Here is a 25476-nt window from a genome sequence, read left to right on the forward strand (position 1 = left end):
GTGGCGAGAAGCAACCGCACCGTCGATGACATCCTGCCTCTCTCCCCGCTCCAGAGCGGTCTGCTGTTCCACAGTCTCTTCGACGCGTCCGACGAGTCGGCCCCGGACATCTACACCGTCCAGTCGACCTTCCACCTGGCCGGCCCGCTCGACGCGGGCCGCGCCCGGGAAGCCGCCGACGCCCTGCTGCGCCGGCACGCGAGCCTGCGGGTGGCGTTCCGCCAGCGCAAGGACGGGGAGTGGGTGCAGATCGTCGCAGCGCGGTACAAGCTGCCGTGGACCGAGATCGATCTGTCCCACCTGCCGGAGGCGGAGGCGGACGCCGAGGCGCGCAGGGCCACACTCGCCGACCGGGAGCAGCGCTTCGACACCGGCCGCCCGCCGCTGATCCGCTTCACGCTGATCCGGCTCGGCGCCGAGAGTCACCGGCTCCTGCTGACGATCCACCACACGGTGCTCGACGGCTGGTCCCTGCCGACGCTCCTGAAGGAGTACCACGCGCTGTACCTGTCGGGTGGCGACGCCCGCGGCCTGCCCGCCGTGGCCCCGTACCGGGACTACCTGGCCTGGCTCTCGCGCCAGGACGCGGACGCCTCGCGCGCCGCCTGGGACGCCATGCTCGACGGGCTCACGGCGCCCACCCTGGTCGCAGGGACCGCCGAGCACACCCCGCAGGACCCCGGACGCCACGAGTTCGGGCTCACCGAGGAGCAGACCCGGGCCCTGACGGCCCGGGCCCGTTCCGCGGGCGTCACCGTCAACACCGTGGTGCAGGCGGCCTGGGCACTCGTGCTCGCCGGCCTGACCGGCAGGGACGACGTGGTCTTCGGCGTCACCGTCAACGGCCGTCCGGCCGAGCTGCCCGGCATCGAGTCGATGGTCGGCCTGTTCATCAACACCCTGCCGCTGCGCATTCGCCTGCAGCCCCGGCTGACCGCGGGCGCGCTCCTCGGCGCGGTGCACCACGCACAGGCCGAGCTGATCGCCCACCAGTACCTCGGCCTGTCGGAGATACAGCACCGCACCGGTCTCGGCCCGCTCTTCGACACCTCCGTCGTCTTCGAGAACTTCCCGTTCGACTCCGCGCCGGCCGTTTCCGCGGACAGCGACCCGCTGCGTGTGGTGGGCGCCGAGAGCCACTCCGCGAACCATTTCCCGCTCAGCCTCGTCGGCATGCCGCAGGAGGCCCTGCGCTTCAAGCTGTTCCACCAGCGCGACCTGTTCGACGACGTGGCCGCCGCGGCCATCGTGGACCGCTTCCTCGGCCTGCTCGACACCCTCGTGCGCGAGCCCGGCAGGCTGCTCGGCCGGATTGACGTGATCGGCGCGGACGAGACCGCCCACGCGCTCGCCGCCGCGGCCGGACCCGAGGGCGCTGCGGCCCGCGGCGCCCGGCTGCCCACGCTGCCCGAGCTGTTCACCGCCCAGGCCGCCGCGACCCCGGACGCCCCCGGCGTGCGCGCGGGTGACGAGGTCCTCACGTACCGCGAACTCGACGCGCGCGCCAGTTACGTAGCCCGCACCCTGATCGAGCACGGTGTCACCCCCGGCCGCACCGTGGCCGTACTGCTGCCGCGCGGCATCGACCTCGTGGTGGCGCTGCTCGGTGTCGCCAAGTCCGGCGGCGCCTACGTGCCGTTGGACCCCGAGCACCCGGCCGAGCGGGTCGCCGCGGTGCTCGCCGACGCCGACCCCGTGCTGGCCCTGGTCGAGCCGGGCTCCGACCTGTCCGGCACCCGGACGCTGGCCGTCACGGACGAGGAGGCCGCCTCCTTCACCGCGGCCCCGCACCCGCACGACCCGGCGTATCTGATCTTCACCTCCGGCTCCACGGGACGCCCGAAGGGGGTGGTCGTCGAGCACGGCTCCGTAGCCGCCTATCTCGTGCGGGCCCGCGAGGCCTACCCGGATGCCGCGGGACTCACCCTTGTGCACTCGTCGGCCACCTTCGACCTCACCGTGACCGGCCTGTACACGCCGCTTGTCTCGGGCGGCTGCGCCCACCTCGCCGAACTCCCGGAGGCCGTCGGCGGTCCGCGCCCGACCTTCCTCAAGGGCACGCCCAGTCACCTCGAGCTGCTCGACACCCTCCCCGCCGAGGTCTCGCCGTCCGGCACCCTCGTCCTCGGCGGCGAGGCCCTGCGCGGCGAAGCCCTTCGGTCCTGGCGCGCGGCCCACCCCGACGCCACCGTGATCAACGCGTACGGGCCCACCGAGGCGACCGTCAACTGCCTCGAGTTCCGCATCGAGCCCGGCACCGAACTCGCCGACGGCGCCGTCCCGATCGGCCGCCCCTTCGCCGACACCCGCGCCTACGTCCTGGACGCCGCCCTGCGCCCCGTCGCACCCGGTGTCGCGGGCGAGCTGTACATCTCCGGCGTGGTCCTTGCCCGCGGCTACCTCGGCCGTCCCGGCCTCACCGCCGAGCGCTTCGTCGCCGACCTCTACGGCCCGCCCGGCGCCCGCATGTACCGCACCGGCGACCTCGCCCGGCGCCTGCCCGACGGCACCTTCGTCTACGCCGGACGCGCCGACGACCAGATCAAGCTGCGCGGCTTTCGTATCGAACCCGGCGAGATCGAGGCGGTCGCCGCTGCCCACGCCGACGTCACCCGCGCCGTGGTCCTCGCCAGCGAGGACCGTCCGGGCGATGCCCGGCTGATCGCCTGGGTGACCCCCGAGACCGTCGACACCGAGGCGCTGCGCGCCCACCTCGCCGACGCGCTGCCCGCCTACATGGTCCCGTCCGCGATCGTCGCGCTGCCCGCGATGCCGCTCACCCCCAACGGCAAGATCGACCGCAAGGCGCTGCCCGCGCCCGAGGAGCCCACGACCGCGCTGCCCGTGCAGCGGACCCAACGCGACCCGCGCGAGGACCTCGTGCGCGACCTGTTCGCGGGGGTCCTGGGCCTCTCCTCCGTCGGACCCCACGACGACTTCTTCGACCTCGGCGGCCACTCCCTGCTCGCCATCCGCCTGGTCAGCCGGCTGCGCGCCGCACTGGGCATCGAGCTCTCGGTCAAGCACCTTTTCCAGAACTCCACCCCGGCCGCCCTCGTCCGCTCCCTCGGCGCGGCCGAGGAGGCCCGGCCGGCGCTGGTCCGCACCGAACGCCCCGCGCGTCTGCCGCTCTCCTACGGGCAGCAGCGGCTGTGGTTCCTGCACCGCATGGAGGGCCCCAACCCGGTCTACAACCTGGCCTCCGCACTCCGCCTGACCGGCCCCCTCGACCACGACGCGCTGCGCGCCGCGTACGCCGATGTCGTCGTACGCCACGAGAGCCTGCGCACCGTCATCGCCGAGGACGAGCAGGGCGTCCACCAGATCGTCCTGGACGACGTACGCCCCGAACTCACCCACGTGCGCTGCACCGAGGACGAGCTGGCGGGCCTGCTCGCAGAGCACGCCCGCCACCCCTTCGACCTCTCCGCGGACCTGCCGCTCAAGCTGTTCCTGTACGAGCTGGCCGAGGACCGGCACGAACTGCTCGTCCTGCTGCACCACGTGGCCGGCGACGGCTGGTCCACGCCGCTGCTCACCCGCGACCTGACCCGCGCGTACGCCGCCCGGGCCGAGGGCGCCGCGCCGCGGTGGCAGGAACTGCCCGTCCAGTACGCCGACTTCGCGCTGTGGCAGCGGGAGCTGCTCGGCTCCGAGGACGACCCGGACAGCCGCGCCTCGCGGCAGCTCGCGTTCTGGCGCGAGACCCTCGCGGACCTGCCCGAGGAACTGGCCCTGCCCACCGACCGGCCGCGCCCCGCCGTGGCCTCCTACCGCGGCGACAACGTGCGGATCACCGTGCCCGCCGCCCTGCACCGCGCCGTCGCCGAGTGCGCCCGCGCCGCCGACGCCACCGTGTTCATGGTGGTCCAGGCCGCGCTGGCCGTGACTCTGTCCCGGCTCGGCGCGGGGGACGACGTCCCACTCGGCTCGCCGGTCGCGGGCCGGCTCGACGAGGCGCTCGACGACCTCGTCGGCGACTTCATCAACACCCTCGTCCTGCGCACGGACGTCAGTGGCGACCCGACCTTCACCGAGCTGCTCGCCCGCGTACGGGAGACCGACCTCGCGGCCTGGTCGCACCAGGACCTGCCGTTCGAGCGGCTCGTCGAAGTGCTCAACCCGGCCCGTTCGCTGGCCCGTTCGCCGCTGTTCCAGACCCTGCTGGCGTTCAACAACACGGGTGGCCCGGCGGGTTCGGGTCCGGCCGAGGCCCAGCTCGGACGGCTCTCGGTGACCGCACGCGGCGGGGTCGGCAGCAAGGTCGCCAAGTTCGACCTCGCCTTCAACCTGCGCGAGCGGCATACGGACGACGGTGCGGCGGACGGCATGACCGGCATCCTGGAATACGCCGCAGACCTGTTCGACCACAGCACGGCCGAACGCCTCGTGGAGCGCTTCGTCACCGTCCTGGCCCGCCTGGTCGCCGACCCCGCACAGCGCGTCCGCGCCGTGGACGTCCTCCTCGACGGGGAGCGCACCGCCGCCCTCGCCCTGCCGTCCGGCACCGCCCGCGCCGCCGAGGACCGCTGGTTCCTCGACCGCTTCGAGCAGCACGCCGCTCGGCGTCCCGACGCGCCTGCCGTGACGGTCGGCGATCTCACGCTCTCCTACGGTGAGCTGAACCGTCGCGCCAACGCGATGGCCCGGCTCCTCACCGAGCGGGGCGCCGCCCCCGAGCGATTCGTCGCCGTCGCCCTGCCCCGCACCGCCGATCTGCTCGTGACGCTGCTCGCCGTGCAGAAGTCGGGCGCTGCGTATCTGCCGCTCGACACCGGCTTCCCCGCCGACCGCATCCACCGGATGATCACGGACGCCGCCCCGGCCGTCCTCGTCACCACCTCGGAGCTGTTGCCCGGCCTGCCCGACGTGGCCGTGCCCACCGTCCTCGCCGACGAGGCGGATCTGACCGGGTACGCCGACCGCGACCTCGGCGTGCGCGCAGCGGCCGGCGGTGCGGCGTACGTTTTGCACACCTCCGGCTCCACCGGGGTCCCCAAGGGCGTCGTGGTGCCGCGCGGGGCGCTCGACAACTTCCTGCGGGCGATGGCCGACCGGTGCCGGGTCACCACGGACGACCGGCTTCTCGCCGTCACCACCATCGGCTTCGACATCGCGGGCCTCGAGCTGTATCTGCCGCTCGCCTGCGGCGCGCACGTCGTCGTCGCCGGACCCGACACCGTGCGCGACCCCGAGGCACTGCGCGCCGCGGTCACCCGGCACGGCATCACCCTCATGCAGGCCACGCCGACCCTGTGGCGGGCCGCGACCGGACGGGACGCCTCGTTCCTGGCCGGGGTGCGCGTGCTGGCGGGCGGCGAGGCGCTGCCCGCCGACCTGGCCGCCACGCTCACCGCCGGTGCCCGGTCGGTGCTCAATGTGTACGGGCCCACCGAGACCACCGTCTGGTCCACCGCCGCCGAGATCACCGACCCCGCCGGCATCCACCTCGGCGACCCGGTCGACAACACCGGCGTGTATGTCCTCGACGACCGGCTGCGGCCCGTCGCCCCTGGCGTCCCCGGTGAGCTGTACCTGTCCGGCTCCGGCCTGGCGCGCGGCTACCTCCGGCAGCCGGGACGCACCGCCGAGCGGTTCGTGGCCGACCCGTTCGGCGTCGCCGGCAGCCTGATGTACCGCACCGGCGACATCGTGCGCCGGACACCCGCCGGGCGGCTGGAGTACGTCGGCCGCGGCGACCAGCAGGTCAAGCTGCGCGGCTTCCGCATCGAAACCGGCGAGATCGAGGCCGTGCTCACCGCCCACGCGGACGTTCGGGCCGCGGCCGTCGGCGTACGGCCCGACGCGTCCGGCGAGGCCCGGCTCGTCGCCTGGGTCGTCACCGACCTGGACGTCCTCGCCCTGCGGGGCCATGTGTCCGCCGCCGTGCCCGAGTACATGGTCCCCGCCGCCTTCGTGACGCTGCCCGAACTGCCGCTCACCGCCAACGGCAAGCTCGACCGGAACGCCCTGCCCGACCCGGCCGAGACCCACGACACGGCGGGCCGTCCGCCGCGCTCGCCGCAGGAGGAGATCCTCTGCGGTCTGTTCGCCGAGATCCTCAGCCGCCCCCGGATCTCCATCGACGACGACTTCTTCGCCGTCGGCGGCCACTCGCTCGCCGCGATGCGCCTGGTCGGCCGGATCCGTTCGGTGCTCGACGTGGACCTGCCGATCAGTGTCCTGTTCGAGGCGCCCACCGTCGCCGCGCTCGCCGCCCGGCTCACCGGTGCGGGCGCGAGCCGCGCCCCGCTGACCGCTGGCGAGCGCCCCGAGCGGCTGCCCGCGTCCCCGGCACAGCAACGCCTGTGGTTCCTCGGGAAGTTCGACGAGTCCGGCAGCCCCACGTACAACGTGCCCGTGGTGCTGCGGTTGAGCGGCGCCCTCGACGAGCAGGCCCTGGCCGCCGCGCTCACCGACGTCATCACCCGCCACGAGACCCTGCGCACGGTCTTCGCCGAGGACACCGAGGGCCCGTACCAGGTCATCCTCGACCCGCGCCCGGTCCCGACCGCCAAGCGGCCCGCCACCGAAGAGGAGCTGCCCGCGCTGCTCACCGAGGCCGCCCGGATCGGCTTCGACCTCGCGGCCGGTCTCCCGCTGCGCGCCCACCTGTTCGCGCTCGCGCCCGACGAGCACGCACTGCTGCTCGTCATGCACCACATCGCCGGTGACGGCGGCTGGTCGGTGCCGCTGCTCGTCAAGGACCTCGCCACCGCGTACGCGGCCCGGCGCGCCGGCGAGGAGCCAGGCTGGCAGCCGCTCGCCGTGCAGTACGCCGACTACACGCTGTGGCAGCGCGAGGTGCTCGGCTCCGCCGACGACCCGGACAGCGAGCTGGGCCGTCAACTCGCCTACTGGCGCGAGGCCCTCGCGGACCTGCCCGAGGAACTCACCCTGCCCACCGACCGGCCGCGGCCCCTCACGGGCACCGGCCGGGGCGCGGACCTGCGCTTCCACATCCCGGCCGAGCTGCACGCCGAGCTGGAATCCCTCGCCCAGAAGCACCGGGCCAGCCTGTTCATGGTGGTCCAGGCCGCCGTCGCGGTGGCCCTGTCCCGGCTCGGCGCCGGCGAGGACATTCCGCTCGGCACGCCCAGCGCGGGCCGCGTCAACGAGGCGCTCGACGGACTCATCGGTTTCTTCGTCAACACCCTCGTGCTGCGCACCGACCTGTCCGGCGCCCCCACGTTCGCCGAGGTGCTCGACCGCGTCCGCAACACCTCGCTGAATGCCTACGCACACCAGGACGTGCCGTTCGAGCGGCTCGTGGAGGCCCTCAACCCCGACCGGTCGCTCGGCCGTCACCCGCTGTTCCAGACGATGGTCACCTGGAACAACGCGGCCCAGGAAGCCACCGGCAGGCTCGCCGAGGACCTGCCCGATCTGCGCATGCGGGTCCGCGAGGTGGACGCACAGGTGGCCACCTTCGACCTGCTGTTCGCGTTCTCCGATCTGCGGACCGAGCGCGGCGCACCGGACGGTCTGGCCGTCCGCCTGGAGTACGCCACGGATCTGTACGACCCGGCGACGGCCGAGCTGTTCGTGTCCACCCTGACCACGGTGCTCGCCGCAGTCGCCGCCGACGCCGAGCGCCCGGTGCACCGCATCGACGTGCTGCCGCCGGCGGCCCGCACCCACCTGCTGGGCGCGACGGACGGCCCCGAGCCGCGTCCGTACCGGCAGCTGGCCAAGCTCCTCGCCGCGCAGGCCGAGCGTACCTCGGACGTGGTCGCCGTCACCGACGAGCACGGGAGTCTCACCTACCGCGAACTGCACGAGCGGGCCCGCGCCCTGGCCGTCGAACTCCTCGGCCTCGGTCTGGGCCCCGAGGACCGGGTCGCCGTGGCCCTGCCACGCGGCACCGATCTCGCCGTCGCGCTCGTCGCGACGCTCACCGCGGGCGCGGCGTACGTGCCGATCGATCCGGACCTCCCGTCCGAGCGCGTAGCGCTGATGCTCGCCGACACCGCGCCCGGCGCGCTGGTCACCACCGCGCGTACCGCCGCGAGCCTGCCCGCCGTTCGTGTGCCGCAGGTGCTCGTCGAGGTGCCCTGGCCGGCCGCCGACGCCACGCAGGCCTTCCCCGAGGTGCTGCCCGGCCACCCGGCGTACGTGATCTACACCTCCGGTTCCACCGGCCGCCCCAAGGGCATCGTCATGCCGCACGGAGCCCTGGCCAATCTGCTCGACTGGCACGAGCGGGCGGTGCCCGCACCGCCCGGTACCGTGGTGGCCCAGTTCACCGCCGTCGGCTTCGACGTCTCCGTGCAGGAGATCCTCTCGGCACTGCTCACCGGCAAGACCCTCGCCGTGGTCCCCGAGGACACCCGGCGCGACCCGCGGGAGCTGGCCCACTGGCTCGCGGACCACGCGGTGGCCGAGCTGTACGCGCCTAACCTGGTGATCGAGGGTGTCCTGGAGGCCGCCCGCGAGTGCGGCGCCGACCTGTCCGGGCTGCGCCACCTCGTCCAGGCCGGTGAGGCACTGACCCTGCGCGCACCCGTGCGCGCCCACCACGCCGCGGCCCCGACCCGGCTGCACAACCACTACGGGCCCGCCGAGACCCACGTGGTGACCACGTGGACGCTGCCCGCGGACACCGCGTCCTGGCCGGACACGCCACCCATCGGCCGCCCGGTCGACGGCGTCGGCGTCCGCCTCCTCGACGCGGGCCTGCTTCCCGTGCCGCCCGGCGTGATCGGTGAACTGCACCTCTCCGGTGCGGCGCTGGCGCGCGGCTACCTCGGCCGGCCCGACCTGACCGCCGAGCGCTTCGTCGCCGACCCGTACGGCCCGCCCGGCAGCCGCATGTACCGCACCGGGGACCTGGCCCGGACGACCCCGGACGGCGACCTCGTCTACGTCGGCCGCGCCGACCACCAGGTCAAGATCCGCGGCTTCCGCATCGAGCCCGGCGAGATCGAGGCCGCGCTCACCGGGCACGAGGACGTGGTGCGCAGTGCCGTCGTGGTCCGCGAGGACACCCCCGGCGACCAGCGGCTCGTCGCCTACGTCGTGCCCCGGCAGGGCGGTACGCCCTCGGCATCCGCCCTTCGCTCCCACCTCGTGGCGCTCCTGCCGTCCCACATGGTGCCCGCCGCGTACGTCCCGCTCGGCGAACTGCCGCTGACCCGCACGGGCAAGCTGGACCGGGCCGCGCTGCCCGCGCCCGCACCCGACCTGGCCGCGGTTCGCGCCCCGCGCACCGCACGCGAGGAGGTGCTGTGCGGTCTGTTCGCCGAGGTGCTCGGCCGCCCCGCGGTCGGTGTGGACCAGGACTTCTTCGACCTGGGCGGCCACTCACTGCTCGCCACCCGCCTGGTGGCCCGGATCCGTACGGTCCTCGGCGTGGAACTCGCCGTGCGCGGCCTGTTCGAGCAGCCGACACCCGCGGGTCTCGCGGCCCTGCTCGACGAGGCCGACGGCGCCCGCCCGGCGGTGACCCGCCGCGAGCGGCCCGAGCGGATCCCGCTCTCGCCCGCCCAGCGCCGGCTGTGGTTCCTGCACCGCCTGGAGGGCCCCAGCGCCACCTGGAACATGCCCACTGCCCTCAAGCTGACCGGCCCCCTCGACGAGGAGGCGCTCGGTGCGGCCCTCGCGGACGTCGTCACCCGCCACGAGTCGCTGCGCACGGTCTTCGCCGAGGAGTCCGGCAGCGGCTACCAGGTGATCCGCACGCCCGACGAGACCCTCGCCGCGCTCGGCACCCTGCGGGCGGCCGACGTGGCGCCCGACCGGCTCACGCAGGAGCTCTCCGCCACCGCGGGCCGCCCGTTCGACCTCGCCGCCGAGCCGCCGCTCAGGGTGACCCTGCTGCGCACCGGCCCGCAGGAGCACGTCCTGCTGCTCGTCCTGCACCACATCGCCACCGACGGCTGGTCGGCGCCCGTGCTCGCCCGTGACCTCAACCAGGCGTACGCGGCGCGCCACGTCGGCCGGGCACCCGCCTGGTCGGAACTGCCCGTCCAGTACGCCGACTACACCCTGTGGCAGCGCGACGTTCTTGGCTCGGAGGACGACCCGGACAGCGTGGCTGCGCGGCAACTCACCTACTGGAAGCGGGCGCTGGCCGAGATCCCGGAGGAGCTGGCGCTGCCCGCCGACCGGCCGCGTCCCGCGGTCGCCTCGCACCGCGGCGACACCGTGCCCTTCCACATCCCCGCCGACCTGCACGCGGGCCTCGCCCGGCTCGCCGGCGAGAACCGGGCCAGCCTCTTCATGGTGGTCCAGGCGGCCTGGGCGACGCTGCTCTCGCGCCTCGGCGCGGGCGAGGACATCCCGGTCGGCACGCCGGTCGCGGGCCGCACGGACGAGGCCCTGGACGATCTGGTCGGGTTCTTCGTGAACACCCTGGTGCTGCGCGCCGACCTGTCCGGCAACCCCTCCTTCACGGAACTCGTGGACCGGGTCCGCGAGACCTCGCTCGGCGCCTACGCCCACCAGGACGTGCCGTTCGAGCGCCTGGTGGAGGTACTCAACCCGGCGCGCTCGCTGGCCCGCCATCCGCTGTTCCAGACGATGCTGATGTGGAACAACAACGACGACCGGATCGCGGCCGACGCCGGAGACGGCTTCGCCGGCCTGACCGCCGAGACGCTGCCGCTCGGCACCAGGGTCGCCAAGTACGACCTCACGCTGGCCATGAAGGAGGTCTACGCCGCCGACGGCGGTGCGGCCGGACTGCACGGCCACCTGGAGTTCGCGACGGACCTGTTCGACCGGCCCACCGCCGAGAGCTTCGTGGAGCGGTTCACGCGAGTCCTGCGCACGGTGGTGGAGCGGCCGGGGATCCCCGTGGCGGATGTGGATGTGATGGACCCCGGAGAACGGGAGAAGGTGCTCGGTGAGTGGAACGACAGCGACCGTGAGGTCCCGGACGCCACGCTCACGCGGCTCTTCGCGCAGCGTGTGGCGATATCGCCTGAGGCGTGCGCTCTGGTCTTCGGTGATCTGGGCGTCTCGTACCGGGAGCTGAACGCCCGCGCGAACCAGCTCGCGCACTGGCTCGCCGAGCAGGGGGCCGGGCCCGAACGCCTGGTCGCCGTCGCGCTGCCGAGGTCGCCGGAGCTGCTCGTCGCGCTGCTGGCCGTACTGAAGACCGGCGCCGGATATGTACCGGTGGACCCGGACTTCCCCGAGGAGCGCATCGCCTACATCCTCCAAGACGCCGCACCGGTCCTCACCCTGACCGAGGAGCTGCTCGCCCGGACCGACCTCTCGGCGTACGGCTTCGACGACCCGGTGGTCCGGGGAAGCTCGGCCCAGAACACCGCGTATGTCATCTACACCTCTGGGTCGACGGGCCGCCCGAAGGGCGTGACCGTCACCCAGGCGGCCCTGGTGAACTTCCTGACCGCGATGCAGGACCGGTTCGCGCTCACCGAGTACGACCGGCTCGTGGCCGTCACGACGGTCGGCTTCGACATCGCGGGCCTGGAGCTGTTCCTGCCGCTGCTGCACGGGGCGCAGGTCGTGCTGGCCCCGCGCGAGGTGGTCCGCGACCCGGCCGCACTTCTCGCGCTCGTACGGGAATCGGGCGCCACGCTCATGCAGGCCACCCCGAGTCTGTGGCAGGCCCTGGCCGAGGCCGGGGGAGTGCCCGCGGGGCTGCGGGTTCTGGTCGGCGGTGAGGCGCTGCCGGCGTCGCTGGCGCGTACGCTGGCCGAGGGCGGGCGTACGGTCACGAACCTGTACGGGCCGACGGAGACCACCGTCTGGTCCACGGCGGCGGACATCACCGACGAGGTCACGATCGGCGGACCGATCGCCAACACCCGGTTGTATGTGCTGGATGCGGGTCTGCGGCCGGTTCCGGTCGGTGTGGCGGGCGAGCTGTACATCGCGGGCGCCGGTGTGGCCCGTGGCTATCACCGCCGCCCGGCGCTCACCTCGGAGCGGTTCGTGGCCGACCCGTACGGTCCGGCCGGGACGCGGATGTACCGCACGGGCGACCTGGTGCGCCGCACCGCCTCCGGCGAGCTGGAGTACCTCGGGCGTACCGACTTCCAGGTCAAGGTGCGCGGCTTCCGTATCGAACTCGGCGAGATCGAGACCGTGATCGCCGATCACCCCGACCTGGCCCGCGCCGCGGTCGTCGTCCGCGAGGACAGCCCCGGCGACCAGCGCATCGTCGCCTACGTCGTGCACGGCCCGGACGGCTCACCGGACGGTGACGTGCTGCGCAAGCACGTCGCCGTGAGCCTGCCCGACTACATGGTGCCGGCCGCGTTCGTCGTCCTCGACGAGCTGCCGCTGACCCCCAACGGCAAGCTCGACCGCGCCGCCCTGCCCGCACCCGCGCTGGGCGCGCTCGGCGAGGGGCGCCCTCCCCGCACCGAGCAGGAGGAGGTCCTGTGCGGCCTGTTCGCCGAGGTGCTCGGCGTCGAGCGGGTGAGCATCGACGACGACTTCTTCGCCCTCGGCGGCCACTCGCTGCTCGCCAACCGCCTCGCCGCCCGGATCCGTGCGGTGCTCGGCAAGGAGATGAGCATCCGTGGCTTCTTCGAGAACGCCACGGTCGCCGCCCTGGCCGAGAGCCTCGCCGCCGCGACCGCCACCACCACCCGTCCCGCGCTGCGCCGCCGCACCGGTACCAAGGAGAACTCGTGACCACGCTGTCCTTCTCGCAGCGCCGCCTGTGGTTCCTCAACCAGCTGGACGGCCCGAGCGCGATCTACAACATCCCCACCGCCCTGCGCCTGTCCGGAACCCTCGACCGCGAGGCCCTCACCGCGGCCCTGGCCGATGTGATCACCCGCCACGAGACGCTGCGCACGGTGCTCGCCGACGGGCTCGAAGGGCCGCGCCAGGTGGTCCTGGACGCCACCGACGAGGCCGCCGCGCCCGTGCTCACGGTGGTGGACACCGACGAAGCGGGCCTGGCCGCGGCCCTGGAGGAGGCGGCCCGGTACACGTTCGACCTGCTCGGCGAGATTCCGATCCGCTGCACCCTGTTCGAGCTGGCCCCCGACGACCACGTCCTGCTGGTGCTGCTGCACCACGTTGCGGGCGACGGCTGGTCCGTGCCCGTGCTCGTCCGCGACCTGCTCGGCGCCTACGCGGCACGGCAGGCCGGACGGGCCCCGGGCTGGCCCGAACTCCCCGTCCAGTACTCGGACTTCACCGTCTGGCAGCAGGAGCTGCTCGGCTCCGAGGACGACCCGGACAGCGTGATCTCCCGGCAGCTGTCCTACTGGCGCGAGACCCTCGCGGATCTGCCCGAGGAGCTGGGCCTGCCCACCGACCGGCCGCGTCCCGCGACCGCCACCCACCGGGGCGACACGCTGCCCCTCACGGTGCCGGCCGACGTGCACGCACGTCTCGTCGAGCTGGCGCGCGAGAACCGGGCCAGCCTGTTCATGGTCGTCCAAGCCGCCCTTGCCACCCTCCTGTCCAAGCTGAGCGGCAGCACGGACGTGCCCATCGGCACGCCGATCGCCGGCCGCACGGACGCGGCCCTGGACGATCTGGTCGGCTTCTTCGTGAACACCCTGGTGCTGCGCGCCGACCTGTCCGGCACACCCACCTTCCGTGAGCTGCTCGCCCGGGTACGGGACGCCGACCTGCATGCGTACGAGCACCAGGACGTGCCCTTCGAGCGGCTCGTCGAGGTGCTCAACCCGCCACGCGCGATGGCCCGGCACCCCCTGTTCCAGACCCTACTGACCTGGAACGACAACGACCAGCGGCAGGCCCGTACGGCCGCCGCCGAGCTGCCGGGCCTGACGGTGCGCGGCCACAACGCCGAGACCCGCACCGCCCGCTTCGACCTCTCCTTCACGGTCGAGGAGCGCCAGACGCGGACGGGAGCGCCCGACGGACTGAGCGGTGCCCTGAACTACAGCACCGACCTGTTCGACCGGTCCACCGCCGAGAGCTTCGTGGAGCGCTTCACCCGCGTCCTCGCGGCGGTCGCCGCCGCGCCCGACGCCCCGATCGCCCGCGTCGACCTGCTCTCCGGGGACGAGCGGCACGAGGTCCTCGATCGGGCCAACGCGACCGCACGGGACGTCCCCTCCGCCACCGTCCCGGAGCTGTTCGCGGCCCGCGCCGCGGCCACCCCCGACGCGCCCGCCCTCGCCTTCGGCGAAGATACCGTCTCGTACGGGGAGCTGAACGCCCGCGCCAACCGGCTGGCGCACTGGCTCATCGAGCGGGGCGCCCGGCCCGAGTCCCTGGTGGCCGTGGCCCTGCCGCGGTCGGTCGACCTGATGGTGGCGCTGCTCGCCGTCCTGAAGTCGGGCGCGGGCTACGTGCCCGTGGACCCCGAATTCCCACAGGACCGGATCGCGTACATCCTGCAGGACGCCGCACCCGTCCTGTCGCTCACCGCGGACGTGCTCGCGGCGGCCGATCTCACCGGCTGCTCCGCCGACGATCCGCAGGTCGCGGGGCGCTCGGGCGACACCACCGCGTATGTCATCTACACCTCTGGGTCGACGGGCCGCCCGAAGGGCGTGACCGTCACCCAGGCGGCCCTGGTGAACTTCCTGACCGCGATGCAGGACCGGTTCGCGCTCACCGAGTACGACCGGCTCGTGGCCGTCACGACGGTCGGCTTCGACATCGCGGGCCTGGAGCTGTTCCTGCCGCTGCTGCACGGGGCGCAGGTCGTGCTGGCCCCGCGCGAGGTGGTCCGCGACCCGGCCGCACTATTCGCGCTCGTACGGGAATCGGGCGCCACGCTCATGCAGGCCACCCCGAGTCTGTGGCAGGCCCTGGCCGAGGCCGGGGGAGTGCCCGCGGGGCTGCGGGTTCTGGTCGGCGGTGAGGCGCTGCCGGCGTCGCTGGCGCGCACGCTGGCCGAGGGCGGGCGTACGGTCACGAACCTGTACGGGCCGACGGAGACCACCGTCTGGTCCACGGCGGCGGACATCACCGACGAGGTCACGATCGGCGGACCGATCGCCAACACCCGGTTGTATGTGCTGGATGCGGGTCTGCGGCCGGTTCCGGTCGGTGTGGCGGGCGAGCTGTACATCGCGGGCGCCGGTCTGGCCCGTGGCTATCACCGCCGCCCGGCGCTCACCTCGGAGCGGTTCGTGGCCGACCCGTACGGTCCGGCCGGGACGCGGATGTACCGCACGGGCGACCTGGTGCGCCGCACCGCCTCCGGCGAGCTGGAGTACCTCGGCCGTACCGACTTCCAGGTCAAGGTGCGCGGCTTCCGTATCGAACTCGGCGAGATCGAGACCGTGATCGCCGATCACCCCGACCTGGCCCGCGCCGCGGTCGTCGTCCGTGAGGACAGCCCCGGCGACCAGCGCATCGTCGCCTACGCCGTCCCCGTCGCCGCCCGAAGCGGCCCGCACCACTCGCTCCTGCGCAAGTACGCGGCGGCGTCCCTGCCCGAGTACATGGTCCCGGCCGCGTTCGTCACCCTCGACGAGCTGCCGCTGACCCCCAACGGCAAGCTCGACCGCGCCGCCCTGCCGGCGCCCTCCTACGGCCTCGAGCACGCCGGCCGTGCGCCGCGTACCCCGCAGGAGGAGATCCTGTGCGGCCTGTTCGCCGAAGTCCTCGGGGTGCCGAGGGTCGCGGTCGACGAGGACTTCTTCTCGCGCGGCGGTCACTCGCTGCTCGCCCTGCGCCTGATGACCCGCGTGCGCGCCACCCTCGGCGTGGACCTGCCAGTCCGCCAGCTCTTCGAGACGCCGACCGTCGCGGGCCTGGCCGGGCTGCTCGGCTCCGGCGACACCGCACGGCCCGCCCTCGAGACCCGCCCCCGCCCCGAGCGTGTGCCGGTCTCCTTCGCCCAGCGCCGCCTGTGGTTCCTCAACCGGCTCGAAGGCCCGGGCGCCGCCCACAACATCCCGACCACGCTGCGCCTGTCCGGCTCCCTCGACCGTGAGGCGCTGGCCGCCGCGCTGGCCGACGTGGTCACCCGGCACGAGACGCTGCGCACGATTTTCGCCGAGGACGATCAGGGCCCGCACCAGATCGTCCTCACCCCCGAGCGGGCCCGCCCCGGTCTCCAGGTCACCCGCATCGACGAGGCGGCCCTCGCCGAGGAGCTGCGCCGGGCCGCCCGCCGGGGCTTCGACCTGGCGGCCGAACCCCCGCTGCGCGTGCACCTGTTCGAGCTGGGCGAGGACGAGCACCTCCTGCTGCTGCTCGTCCACCACATCGCGAGCGACGGCGGCTGGTCCACGCCGGTGATGGTCCGCGACCTCACCACCGCCTACGCCGCGCGCTGCGCCGGCGAGGCGCCGGCCTGGGCCCCGCTGCCCGTGCAGTACGCCGACTACACCCTGTGGCAGCACGAGGTGCTCGGCTCCGAGGACGACCCCGACAGCCTCGTCGGCCGGCAGGTCGCCCACTGGAGCGAGACCTTGCGCGATCTGCCCGAGGAAATGCCGCTGCCCACCGACCGGCCGCGGCCCGCCGAGAGCAGCTACCGCGGCGCCACCGTGCCCGTCACGATCCCCGCCGGGCTGCACCGGCGGCTCGAACACCTCGCCCGCGAGAACCGGGCCAGCCTCTTCATGGTCGTCCAGGCCGGCCTCGCCGCCCTGCTCGCCAAGCTGAGCGGCACCACGGACATCCCCATCGGCACCCCGATCGCCGGCCGCGCGGACGAGGCCCTGGAGGACCTCGTCGGGTTCTTCGTCAACACCCTCGTCCTGCGCACCGACGTATCCGGCGACCCGACCTTCGCCGACCTCGTGGCGCGCGCCCGGGAGACCGACCTCGCGGCCTACGCCCACCAGGACGTGCCCTTCGAGCGGCTCGTCGAGGTGCTCAACCCGCCGCGCGCGATGGCCCGGCACCCCCTGTTCCAGACCATGCTCGCCTTCAACAACGTCGACCAGAAGGCCGCGCTCGGCGAGGGCCGGCTGCCCGGCCTGACCGTCTCCGGCGACCAGGTCGGCACCGGGGTCGCCCAGTTCGACCTGCTGCTCGCCGTGGCCGACAGCCGCGCCGACGACGGCACCCCCGCCGGGATCACCGGCCACCTCGAATACAGCGAAGACCTCTTCGACCGGTCCACGGCCGAGACCCTCGTACGCCGCCTCACGCTGCTGTTCGACGCCCTGGCCGAGCGGCCCGAGCTGCCCCTGAGCCGGATCGGCGTCCTGGAGGACGACGAGCACGAGCGCATCCTCGGCAGCTGGCTCGACACCTCCGCCGAGGTGCCGCGCGCGACCCTGCCCGCTCTGTTCACGGCCCAGGCCGCCCGGACGCCCGACGCCCCCGCCGTGCGGCACGGCGAGCGCACCCTCTCGTACGCCGACCTCGACGCGCGCAGCAGCCGGCTGGCGCGCCTGCTGATCGAGCACGGCGCGGGGCCCGAGCAGTTCGTGGGCATTGCCCTGCCGCGCACCGAGCTCACGCTCGTCGCGGTCCTCGGTGTCCTCAAGTCCGGAGCGGCCTACGTGCCCGTCGACCCGGCCTATCCGGCCGACCGCCAGGCCCACCTGCTGCGCGACGCCGCGCCCGGACTGGTGCTCACCGCCCGGGACGTGGCCGGCAAGCTGCCCGCGGAGGGCGCCGAGCTGCTCGTCCTCGACGACCCGGCCACCGAGGCCCACCTCGCCGCACTGCCCGCGGGCGAGGTGACCGACGCGGAGCGCCGCGCCCCGCTGCTGCCCTCGCACGCCGCGTACGCCATCTACACCTCCGGCTCCACCGGCCTGCCCAAGGGCGTCGTCGTCCCGCACGACAACGTCGCCGACCTGGCCGCCTGGGCGGTGGACGAGTTCGGCGCCGAGGGCATGGCCCACGTGGTGGCCTCCACCTCCCTCAACTTCGACGTCTCCGTCTTCGAGATGTTCGGCCCGCTGCTCAGCGGAGGCACCGTCGAGGTGATGCGGGACGTCCTGGAACTCGGCGACCCCGCCCACGCGGGACGCCCGGTCTCCCTGATCAGCGGCGTGCCCTCCGCGGTCGCCCAGCTCGTCTCCGGCGGCGGTCCGCTGGTCCGCGCACGCGAGGTCGTGCTCGCCGGTGAGGCCGTCTCCGCCCGCGACGCCAACGACGTGGTACGGGCGGTCGAAGCCGAACGCTTCGCCAACATCTACGGACCCACCGAGGCCACCGTGTACGCGGCTGCCTGGTACAGCCGCAAGGAGATCACCGGCGTACCGCCCATCGGCGCCCCGATCCGCAACACCCGCCTCTACGTCCTGGACGCGGCCCTGCAGCCGGTTCCCGTCGGCGTCCCCGGCGAGCTGTACATCGCGGGACCCGGCCTGGCCCGTGGCTACCACCGTCGCGCCGGCCTGACGGCGGAACGCTTCGTCGCCGATCCGCACGGCCCGGCCGGCACCCGCATGTACCGCACCGGCGACCTGGTCCGCTGGGGTGCCGACGGCAACCTCGACTACCTCGGCCGCACCGACTTCCAGGTCAAGGTGCGCGGCTTCCGCATCGAACTCGGCGAGATCGAGGCCGCCGTGCTCGGCCACGAGGACGTCGCCCGCACCGCCGTGCTCGTCCGCGAGGACCGGCCGGGGGACAAGCGCCTGGTCGCGTACGTGGTCCCGGCCGCCGGACGAGAGGTGGACCGGGCCCGGCTGCGCGCCCACGTGGCCGCCGCGCTGCCCGACCACATGGTGCCCTCCGCGTTCGTCGTCCTCGACGCCCTGCCGCTCAACCCCAACGGCAAGCTCGACCGGGCCGCGCTGCCCGCGCCCGAGTACGGTCCCGCACAGACGGGCCGCGCGCCGCGCACCCCGCAGGAAACGATCCTGTGCCAGCTTTTCGCCGACGTCCTCGGCGTGCCACGCGTGTTCATCGACGACGACTTCTTCGCGCTCGGCGGCCACTCGCTGCTCGCCACCCGCCTCGCGGGCCGGATCCGCGCCACGCTCGGCGAGGAGTTGACCATCCGGCAGTTCTTCGAGACGCCGACGGTCGCCGGGCTCGCCGCCGCGCTCGGCGCCGGCGGACCCGCCCGTCCCCCGCTGCGCGCCCGCGAACGGGCCGCGCGCATCCCCCTCTCCTCGGCCCAGCAACGCCTGTGGTTCCTCGGCCGCTTCGAGGGCCGCAGCCACACGTACAACGTGCCGACCGCACTCCGGCTCGCCGGCGCGGTCGACCGGGAGGCGCTCGCCGTCGCGCTCGCCGACCTCGCCCTGCGCCACGAGACGCTCCGCACGGTCTTCGCGGAGGACGCCGAAGGCCCGTACCAGACCGTCCTCGCCCCCGAGGACGCCCGTCCCTTCCTCGCCGTGCGCGAGACCACCGAGGAGCGGCTGACCGCGGAGCTGGAACAGGAGGCGCGCTACGCCTTCGACATCGGCGCCGAACCGCCGCTGCGGGCCACCCTGTTCACCGTCGGCCCCGACGAGCACGTCCTGCTCGTCCTGGTCCACCACATCGCCACCGACGGCTGGTCGATGCCCCTGCTCGTCCGCGACCTCACCACCGCCTATGCCGCGCGCTGCCGCGGGGCGGAGCCCGGCTGGCAGCCGCTGCCGGTGCAGTACGCCGACTACACCCTGTGGCAGCGCGACGTGCTCGGCTCCGAGGACGACCCGGACAGCCTCGCCGCCCGTCAGCTCGCCCACTGGCGCGAGGCGCTGGCCGGGTCCCCGGAGGAACTCGACCTGCCCACCGACCGGCCGCGCCCCGCCGTCTCCTCCTACCGCGGCGACCTGCTCGACGTGGAGATCCCGGCCGCGACCCACGCACGGCTGAGCGCACTGGCCCGGGACAACAACGCCAGCCTGTTCATGGTCGTCCAGGCCGCACTCGCCGCGCTCCTGTCCAAGCTGAGCGGCTCCACGGACATCCCGATCGGCACCCCGATCGCCGGCCGCACCGACGAGGCCCTGGAGAGCCTGGTCGGCTTCTTCGCCAACACGCTCGTCCTGCGCACCGAGGTGGCGCCCGACGAGCCGTTCACCGCACTCGTGGCGAAGGTCCGCGAGACCGACCTGACCGCGTACGCCCACCAGGACCTGCCGTTCGAACGGCTGGTGGACGTGCTCAACCCGGTCCGCTCCATGGCCCGCCACCCGTTGTTCCAGACCATGCTGACCTTCGACAACGTGGCCGCACGCGACACGGCGGACCCCGCCCACGCGGGACCGATGCCCGACGTGGCCGCGTCCGGGCAGAACGTCGGCACCGGCGTCGCGCGGTTCGACCTGATGTTCCGGCTCGGCGAGCGGCACACCGCGGACGGCACCCCCGGCGGTATCGCCGGTGTCCTGGAGTACGCCGCCGACCTGTTCGACCGGGACACCGCCCGCGGACTCGCGGACCGACTCGTCGCCGTCCTCACGGCCGCCGCCGCCCGCCCCGACGCACCGGTGGGCGCCCTCGACACCGTGCCGGACAGCGACCGCCGCCGCCTCCTCGTGGCCTGGAACGACACCGCGCGAGAACTGCCCGCCGAGCACCTGCCGGCCCTGTTCCGCGCCCAGGCCGTCCGCACGCCCCACGCGCCCGCTCTCCACTTCGAGGACCGGACGCTCGACTACCGGGAACTCGACCTGCGCTCCGACCGGCTCGCCCACGCCCTCGCGGCCCGGGGCGTCGGCGCCGAGGACCTGGTCGCGGTGGCCCTGCCGCGCACCGACGCGATGGTCGTCGCGCTGCTCGCCGTACTCAAGTCGGGCGCGGCGTACGTCCCGATCGACGCCGAGTACCCGGCCGACCGCGTCGCCTACATGCTGGCCGACGCCGCCCCGGCGCTGCTGCTCACCGACAGCGAGACCGCGGCGGGGCTGCCCGCGGACACCGCGGTGCCCCGCCTGGTCCTGGACGACGCGCGGACGGCCGCAGAGCTGGCCGCCGTCACGGCGACCGAACTCGACCGGGTCCGCCGCATCCCCGCGCCCCACCCCGAACACCCGGCGTACGTCATCTACACCTCCGGCTCGACCGGCCGCCCCAAGGGCGTGGTCGTCGGCCACGAGAACCTGCTCAACCTGCTGAACGCCCTGCAGGGGCAGCTGCGGCTGACCGCAGAGGACCGGCTCCTCGCCGTCACCACCATCGGCTTCGACATCTCCAACCTGGAGCTGTGGACGCCGCTCGCGCACGGCGCCCGCCTGGTGCTGGCCGCCCGCGAGACCGTCAAGGACCCCATGGCGCTCGCCCGGCTCATCGAGGAGTCCGGCGCAACCGTCCTGCAGGCCACACCGACCGCGTGGCAGGGCCTGGTCGCCACCCGGCCCGACGCGCTGCTCGGCCTGGTCAAGCTCGTCGGCGGCGAGGCCCTGCCCGGGCCGCTCGGCCGCGCCCTGTACGAACTGGGCGGCTCGCTCACCAACGTCTACGGCCCGACCGAGACCACCATCTGGTCCACCTCCGCCCGCCTCGACGCCACCACCTGCGAACGGCCGCCCATCGGCCGCCCGCTGGACAACACCCAGGTGTACGTCCTGGACGCGGGCCTGCGCCCGGTCGCGCCCGGTGAGGCCGGCGAGCTGTACATCGCCGGCACCGGTGTGGCCCGCGGCTACCTGAACCGGCCCGCCCTGACGTCCGAGCGGTTCACCGCCGACCCCTTCGGTCCGCCCGGCAGCCGCATGTACCGCACCGGCGACCTGGTCCGCTGGAGCGCCGAGGGCGACCTGGAGTACATCGGCCGCACCGACCACCAGGTGAAGGTGCGCGGCTTCCGCATCGAACTCGGCGAGGTCGAGGCCGCGCTGACCTCCCAGGAGGAGATCGCCCAGGCCGTCGTCGTAGCCCGTGAGGACGCCCCCGGCGACAAGCGCCTGGTGGCGTACACCGTGCCGGACCGCGGGGACGGCAGCCGCGACACCGAGGCCGAGGAGCACCAGGTCCGCGAGTGGGAGGAGGCCTACGACGCCCTCTACGGGGAGCCCGGCTCCGACACCTTCGGAGAGGACTTCGGCATCTGGCGCTCCACGTACACCGGCGACCCGATCCCCCTGGAGGAGATGCGCGAGTGGCGCGCCGGCACCGTCGAGCGCATCCTCGCCGACCGGCCGCGCCGCGTCCTGGAGATCGGCGTCGGCACCGGCCTGATCCTCGCCCACGTCGCCCCGCACTGCGAGAGCTACTGGGGCACCGACCTGTCCGCCTCCGTCATCGAGCGGCTGAGCGCCCAGGTCGCCGAGCGCCCCGAGCTGGCCGGCCGCGTCACTCTGACCGTGCAGCCCGCCCATGACACCGACGGCCTGCCCAGGGGCGCCTTCGACACCGTCGTCCTCAACTCGGTGGTCCAGTACTTCCCGAGCGCCGACTATCTCGCCGAGGTCCTCGGCAAGGTGCGCGAGCTGCTCGCCCCTGGCGGCACCGTCTTCATCGGCGACGTCCGCAATCTCCGTACGCGGCGGGCGCTGCGCGCGGCCGTCGCCCTCACCGGGCAGGACGCGCTGCCCGAGGGTGCCGAACGGGACGTGCTGCGCGCCGGGGTCGAACGGGCCGTGGCCCGCGAAAAGGAACTCCTGCTCGCCCCGGAGTGGTTCACCGACCTCCCCGGTGGGAGCGGCGTGGACCTGCGCATCCGCCGCGGTGTCCACCACAACGAGCTGACCCGGCACCGGTACGACGTGGTGCTGCGCACCGCACCCGGCGACGATGCCGTCGACGCCCCGGTGCTGGCCTGGGCCGGAGCGGAGCACCTGGCCGCCGAACTCGCCGCGGGCCGCCCAGCCCTGCGGGTGACCGGCATCCCCAACCTCCGCCTGGCCGAGGAAGTCACGCGCGTGCGCGCCCTGTTCGGCGAGGACCCGCCGTCCGCCGCCGCGGTGGACCCCGAGGACCTGTACTCACTGGCCGAGCGCACCGGCCACCGGGTGGCCGTCACCTGGGCGGCCACGGACGCCGAGGACGGGGCGCTCGAGGCCCTGTTCGTCCGCGGAGACGGCCCGGTGGACCTGGCACGCGCCGGGACCTACCGGCCCGCACCCGGACCCGACGCCCGGCCCCGGGCCAACGACCCGGCGAGCCGTCGCGACGACACCGGACTCGGACCCGTCCTGCGCGAACGGCTCGCGGAGACCCTGCCCGCGCACATGGTGCCCGCCGCCGTGGTCGTCCTCGACGCCCTGCCGCTCACCCCGAACGGCAAAGTCGACCGAGCCGCGCTGCCCGTGCCCGACTTCGGGACGCACGGCGAGGGCCGGGCGCCGGCCACCCCGCGCGAGGAGCTGATGTGCGCCCTGTTCGCCGAGGTCCTGGGCCTGGCGGGCTTCGGGCTCGACGACAACTTCTTCGAGCACGGCGGTCACTCCCTGCTGGCCACGCGGCTCGCCGGCCGGGTCGGCGCCGTGTTCGGCACCGAGGTCCCGCTGCGCCGGCTCTTCCAGGCGCCCACCCCGGCCGCACTGCTGCGGGAGCTGGCGCCGGAGGGACCGTCCGACGGGCACGGCGTCCTGGTGCCGCTGCGTGCCTCCGGATCGGGCACCCCGCTGTTCTGCGTGCACCCGGCCGCGGGGCTGAGCTGGGTCTACCTCGGGCTGCTCGCCCACCTGGGCCCGCAGTACCCGTTGTACGGCCTCCAGGCACGCGGCACCGACGGCGCGGGCGAACTGCCCGCATCGATCGAGGAAATGGCCGCCGACTACGCCGACCAGATCACCGCCACGGCCCCCGAAGGCCCCTACCGGCTGCTCGGCTGGTCGGTCGGCGGGACCATCGCGCACGCCGTCGCGGCCGAACTGGAACGCCGCGGCGGGCGGGTGGAGCTGCTCGCCGTACTCGACGCCTACCCCGTCGCGGACGCCGCCGGCGGCGAACCGCCCTCCGAGGCCACGATCATCGCGCACAACCTGCGCGCGGTCGGCTTCGACTTCCACGAGTCGGAACTGACCCCGCAGACGTTCCCGATCGAGCGCTACCGGGCTTTCCTGGCGCGTGAGAACAAGGTGATGGCGAGGTTCGAGGAGCACGAGATCCTCGCCATGAAGGACGTCTACGTCAACAACACCCGGCTCATGTGGTCGCACACCCCGCCCCGCTTCAGCGGCGACCTGCTCTTCGTCACCGCCGAACGCAGCCGGGGAGCGCTGACCCGTGAACGCGGCCACCAGGCCTGGGCACCGTACGTCGACGGCGAGATCGTCAACCACGACGTGGACAGCGACCACGAGGGCCTGATGACCCGGCCGGCTGCGATCGCCCACGTCGGGCGCGTCCTGGCCGAACGGCTCGCGGTGCTCGACAGTGCGGCGCCGGGTGCACGTAGAACCGGCGTAGACGCCGCGGGCAGGCTCGGCGCATGACAGCACCGGCACAGACGACGGTCGCGACGCCGCCCCCGCTGCGTCGCAACCGCGACTTCCTCCTGCTGTGGACCGGCAACTGGCTGCAGTTCTTCGGCTCCCGGATGAGCACCGTCTGCTATCCGCTGCTGGCGCTCCAGATCTCCGGGGGGTCGGCGGAGGCGGTCGGCCTGGCCTCGGCCGCGGCCGTTCTGCCGCAGGCCGTGGTCCAGTTGCCGGCCGGCGTCCTGGTCGACCGGTGGGACCGGCGCGCGGTCATGCGCTGGTGCGCGGCCGGGCGGTTCCTGGCGCTCGCCGCGGTAGGGGTCACCCTGGCCCTTGACGTGCTCGGCATGGAACTGCTCCTGGGGCTGATCGCCGTCGAGGTCTCCCTCGCGATCGTCGGCGCGCTCGCCGAACGGGCCGCCGTCCGCACGGTCGTCCCGGGGGAACAGCTGCCCGCCGCGCTGTCGCAGAACGAGGCCCGAGGCCGGATCGCGGGTCTGCTCGGCGGGCCCGCCGGCACCGTTCTGTACACCTGGACCCGCTGGAGCCCGTTCGTCGCCGCCACGCTCGGAGCACTGATCGCGGCCGTCAACCTCCGTTTCATCCGCGCCGACCTGAGCACACAGAGCCCGCAAAAGCGCCGTCCTCTCCACCGCGACCTGGCCGACGCCCTGCGCTGGCTGTGCGGACAGCGGGCGCTGGGCGCGATGCTACCCGTGGTCACGGTGGCCACGGCCCTGCTGCAGGTGGTGACGCAGGGTCTGGTCGTGATCCTGGTCAAGGAACAGGGGCTGCCCGAGGCCACGTTGGGCCTCGTGCTGGGGATCAGCGGCTGCGGCGGGCTACTCGGCGCGCTGACCGGACGCTGGTTCATGGCGCGGCTGCCGCTGCCCGTCCTCCTCATCGGCGGCCTGACCCTGTGGGCCGCGCTGATGAACGCCATGGCCTGGGCCACCGGGCCGGTGCAGCTCGGGGTCCTGTTCGCGCTGATGAACATCATCGGGGCGGTGTTCGGGGTGGCCACCGCCGTCTACCAGGTGACCGTCACCCCGCAGGAGCTGCAGGGCCGGGTCGCGGCCCTGTCCGGCCTGGTCGTCGCACTCGGCGCCACAGCGGGCGCGTTCTGCGCCGGAAAGCTCCTGCAGGCCTACCGCGGACAGCTCTCGCTGCTCGTGGCGGCCGGTCTGATGGCCGTGACGGCCGCGGTGGCCGCGCTGGTCCCGGCCGTGCGCAAGGCCCGCATCCCGGACGCGACAGCCCGTCACGGGACCCGTGCACCTTCCTGATCCGTATGCCTCACCTCCGTCTCCGGCTCTCCGAGCCTCCGTCACCACGTGTA

General features: G+C 73.9%; 3 protein-coding genes. All 3 read left to right on the forward strand.

Going from position 1 to position 25476, the window contains the following annotated elements; genetic code table 11:
• From ACQZOG_RS23010 to ACQZOG_RS23020, 3 genes are read left to right on the forward strand one after another with little or no spacing between them, the layout of a single operon-like run.
• A complete protein-coding gene (locus ACQZOG_RS23010) occupies positions 1-12612 on the forward strand; it encodes a non-ribosomal peptide synthetase (protein WP_261675755.1) in 12612 nt (4203 codons plus the stop codon).
• A complete protein-coding gene (locus ACQZOG_RS23015) occupies positions 12609-24152 on the forward strand; it encodes an amino acid adenylation domain-containing protein (protein ID WP_387692900.1) in 11544 nt (3847 codons plus the stop codon). Before ACQZOG_RS23010 ends, ACQZOG_RS23015 begins: the two co-directional genes overlap by 4 nt.
• Positions 24149-25423 carry an MFS transporter gene (locus ACQZOG_RS23020; RefSeq protein WP_430741760.1) on the forward strand — a complete coding sequence of 425 codons (1275 nt, stop codon included), beginning with the start codon at positions 24149-24151 and terminating at the stop codon, positions 25421-25423. Before ACQZOG_RS23015 ends, ACQZOG_RS23020 begins: the two co-directional genes overlap by 4 nt.
• Positions 25424-25476 lie beyond the last annotated feature (53 nt).

Source organism: Streptomyces sp. P13-3-3 (assembly GCF_050571355.1).
Taxonomy (GTDB): domain Bacteria; phylum Actinomycetota; class Actinomycetes; order Streptomycetales; family Streptomycetaceae; genus Streptomyces; species Streptomyces althioticus.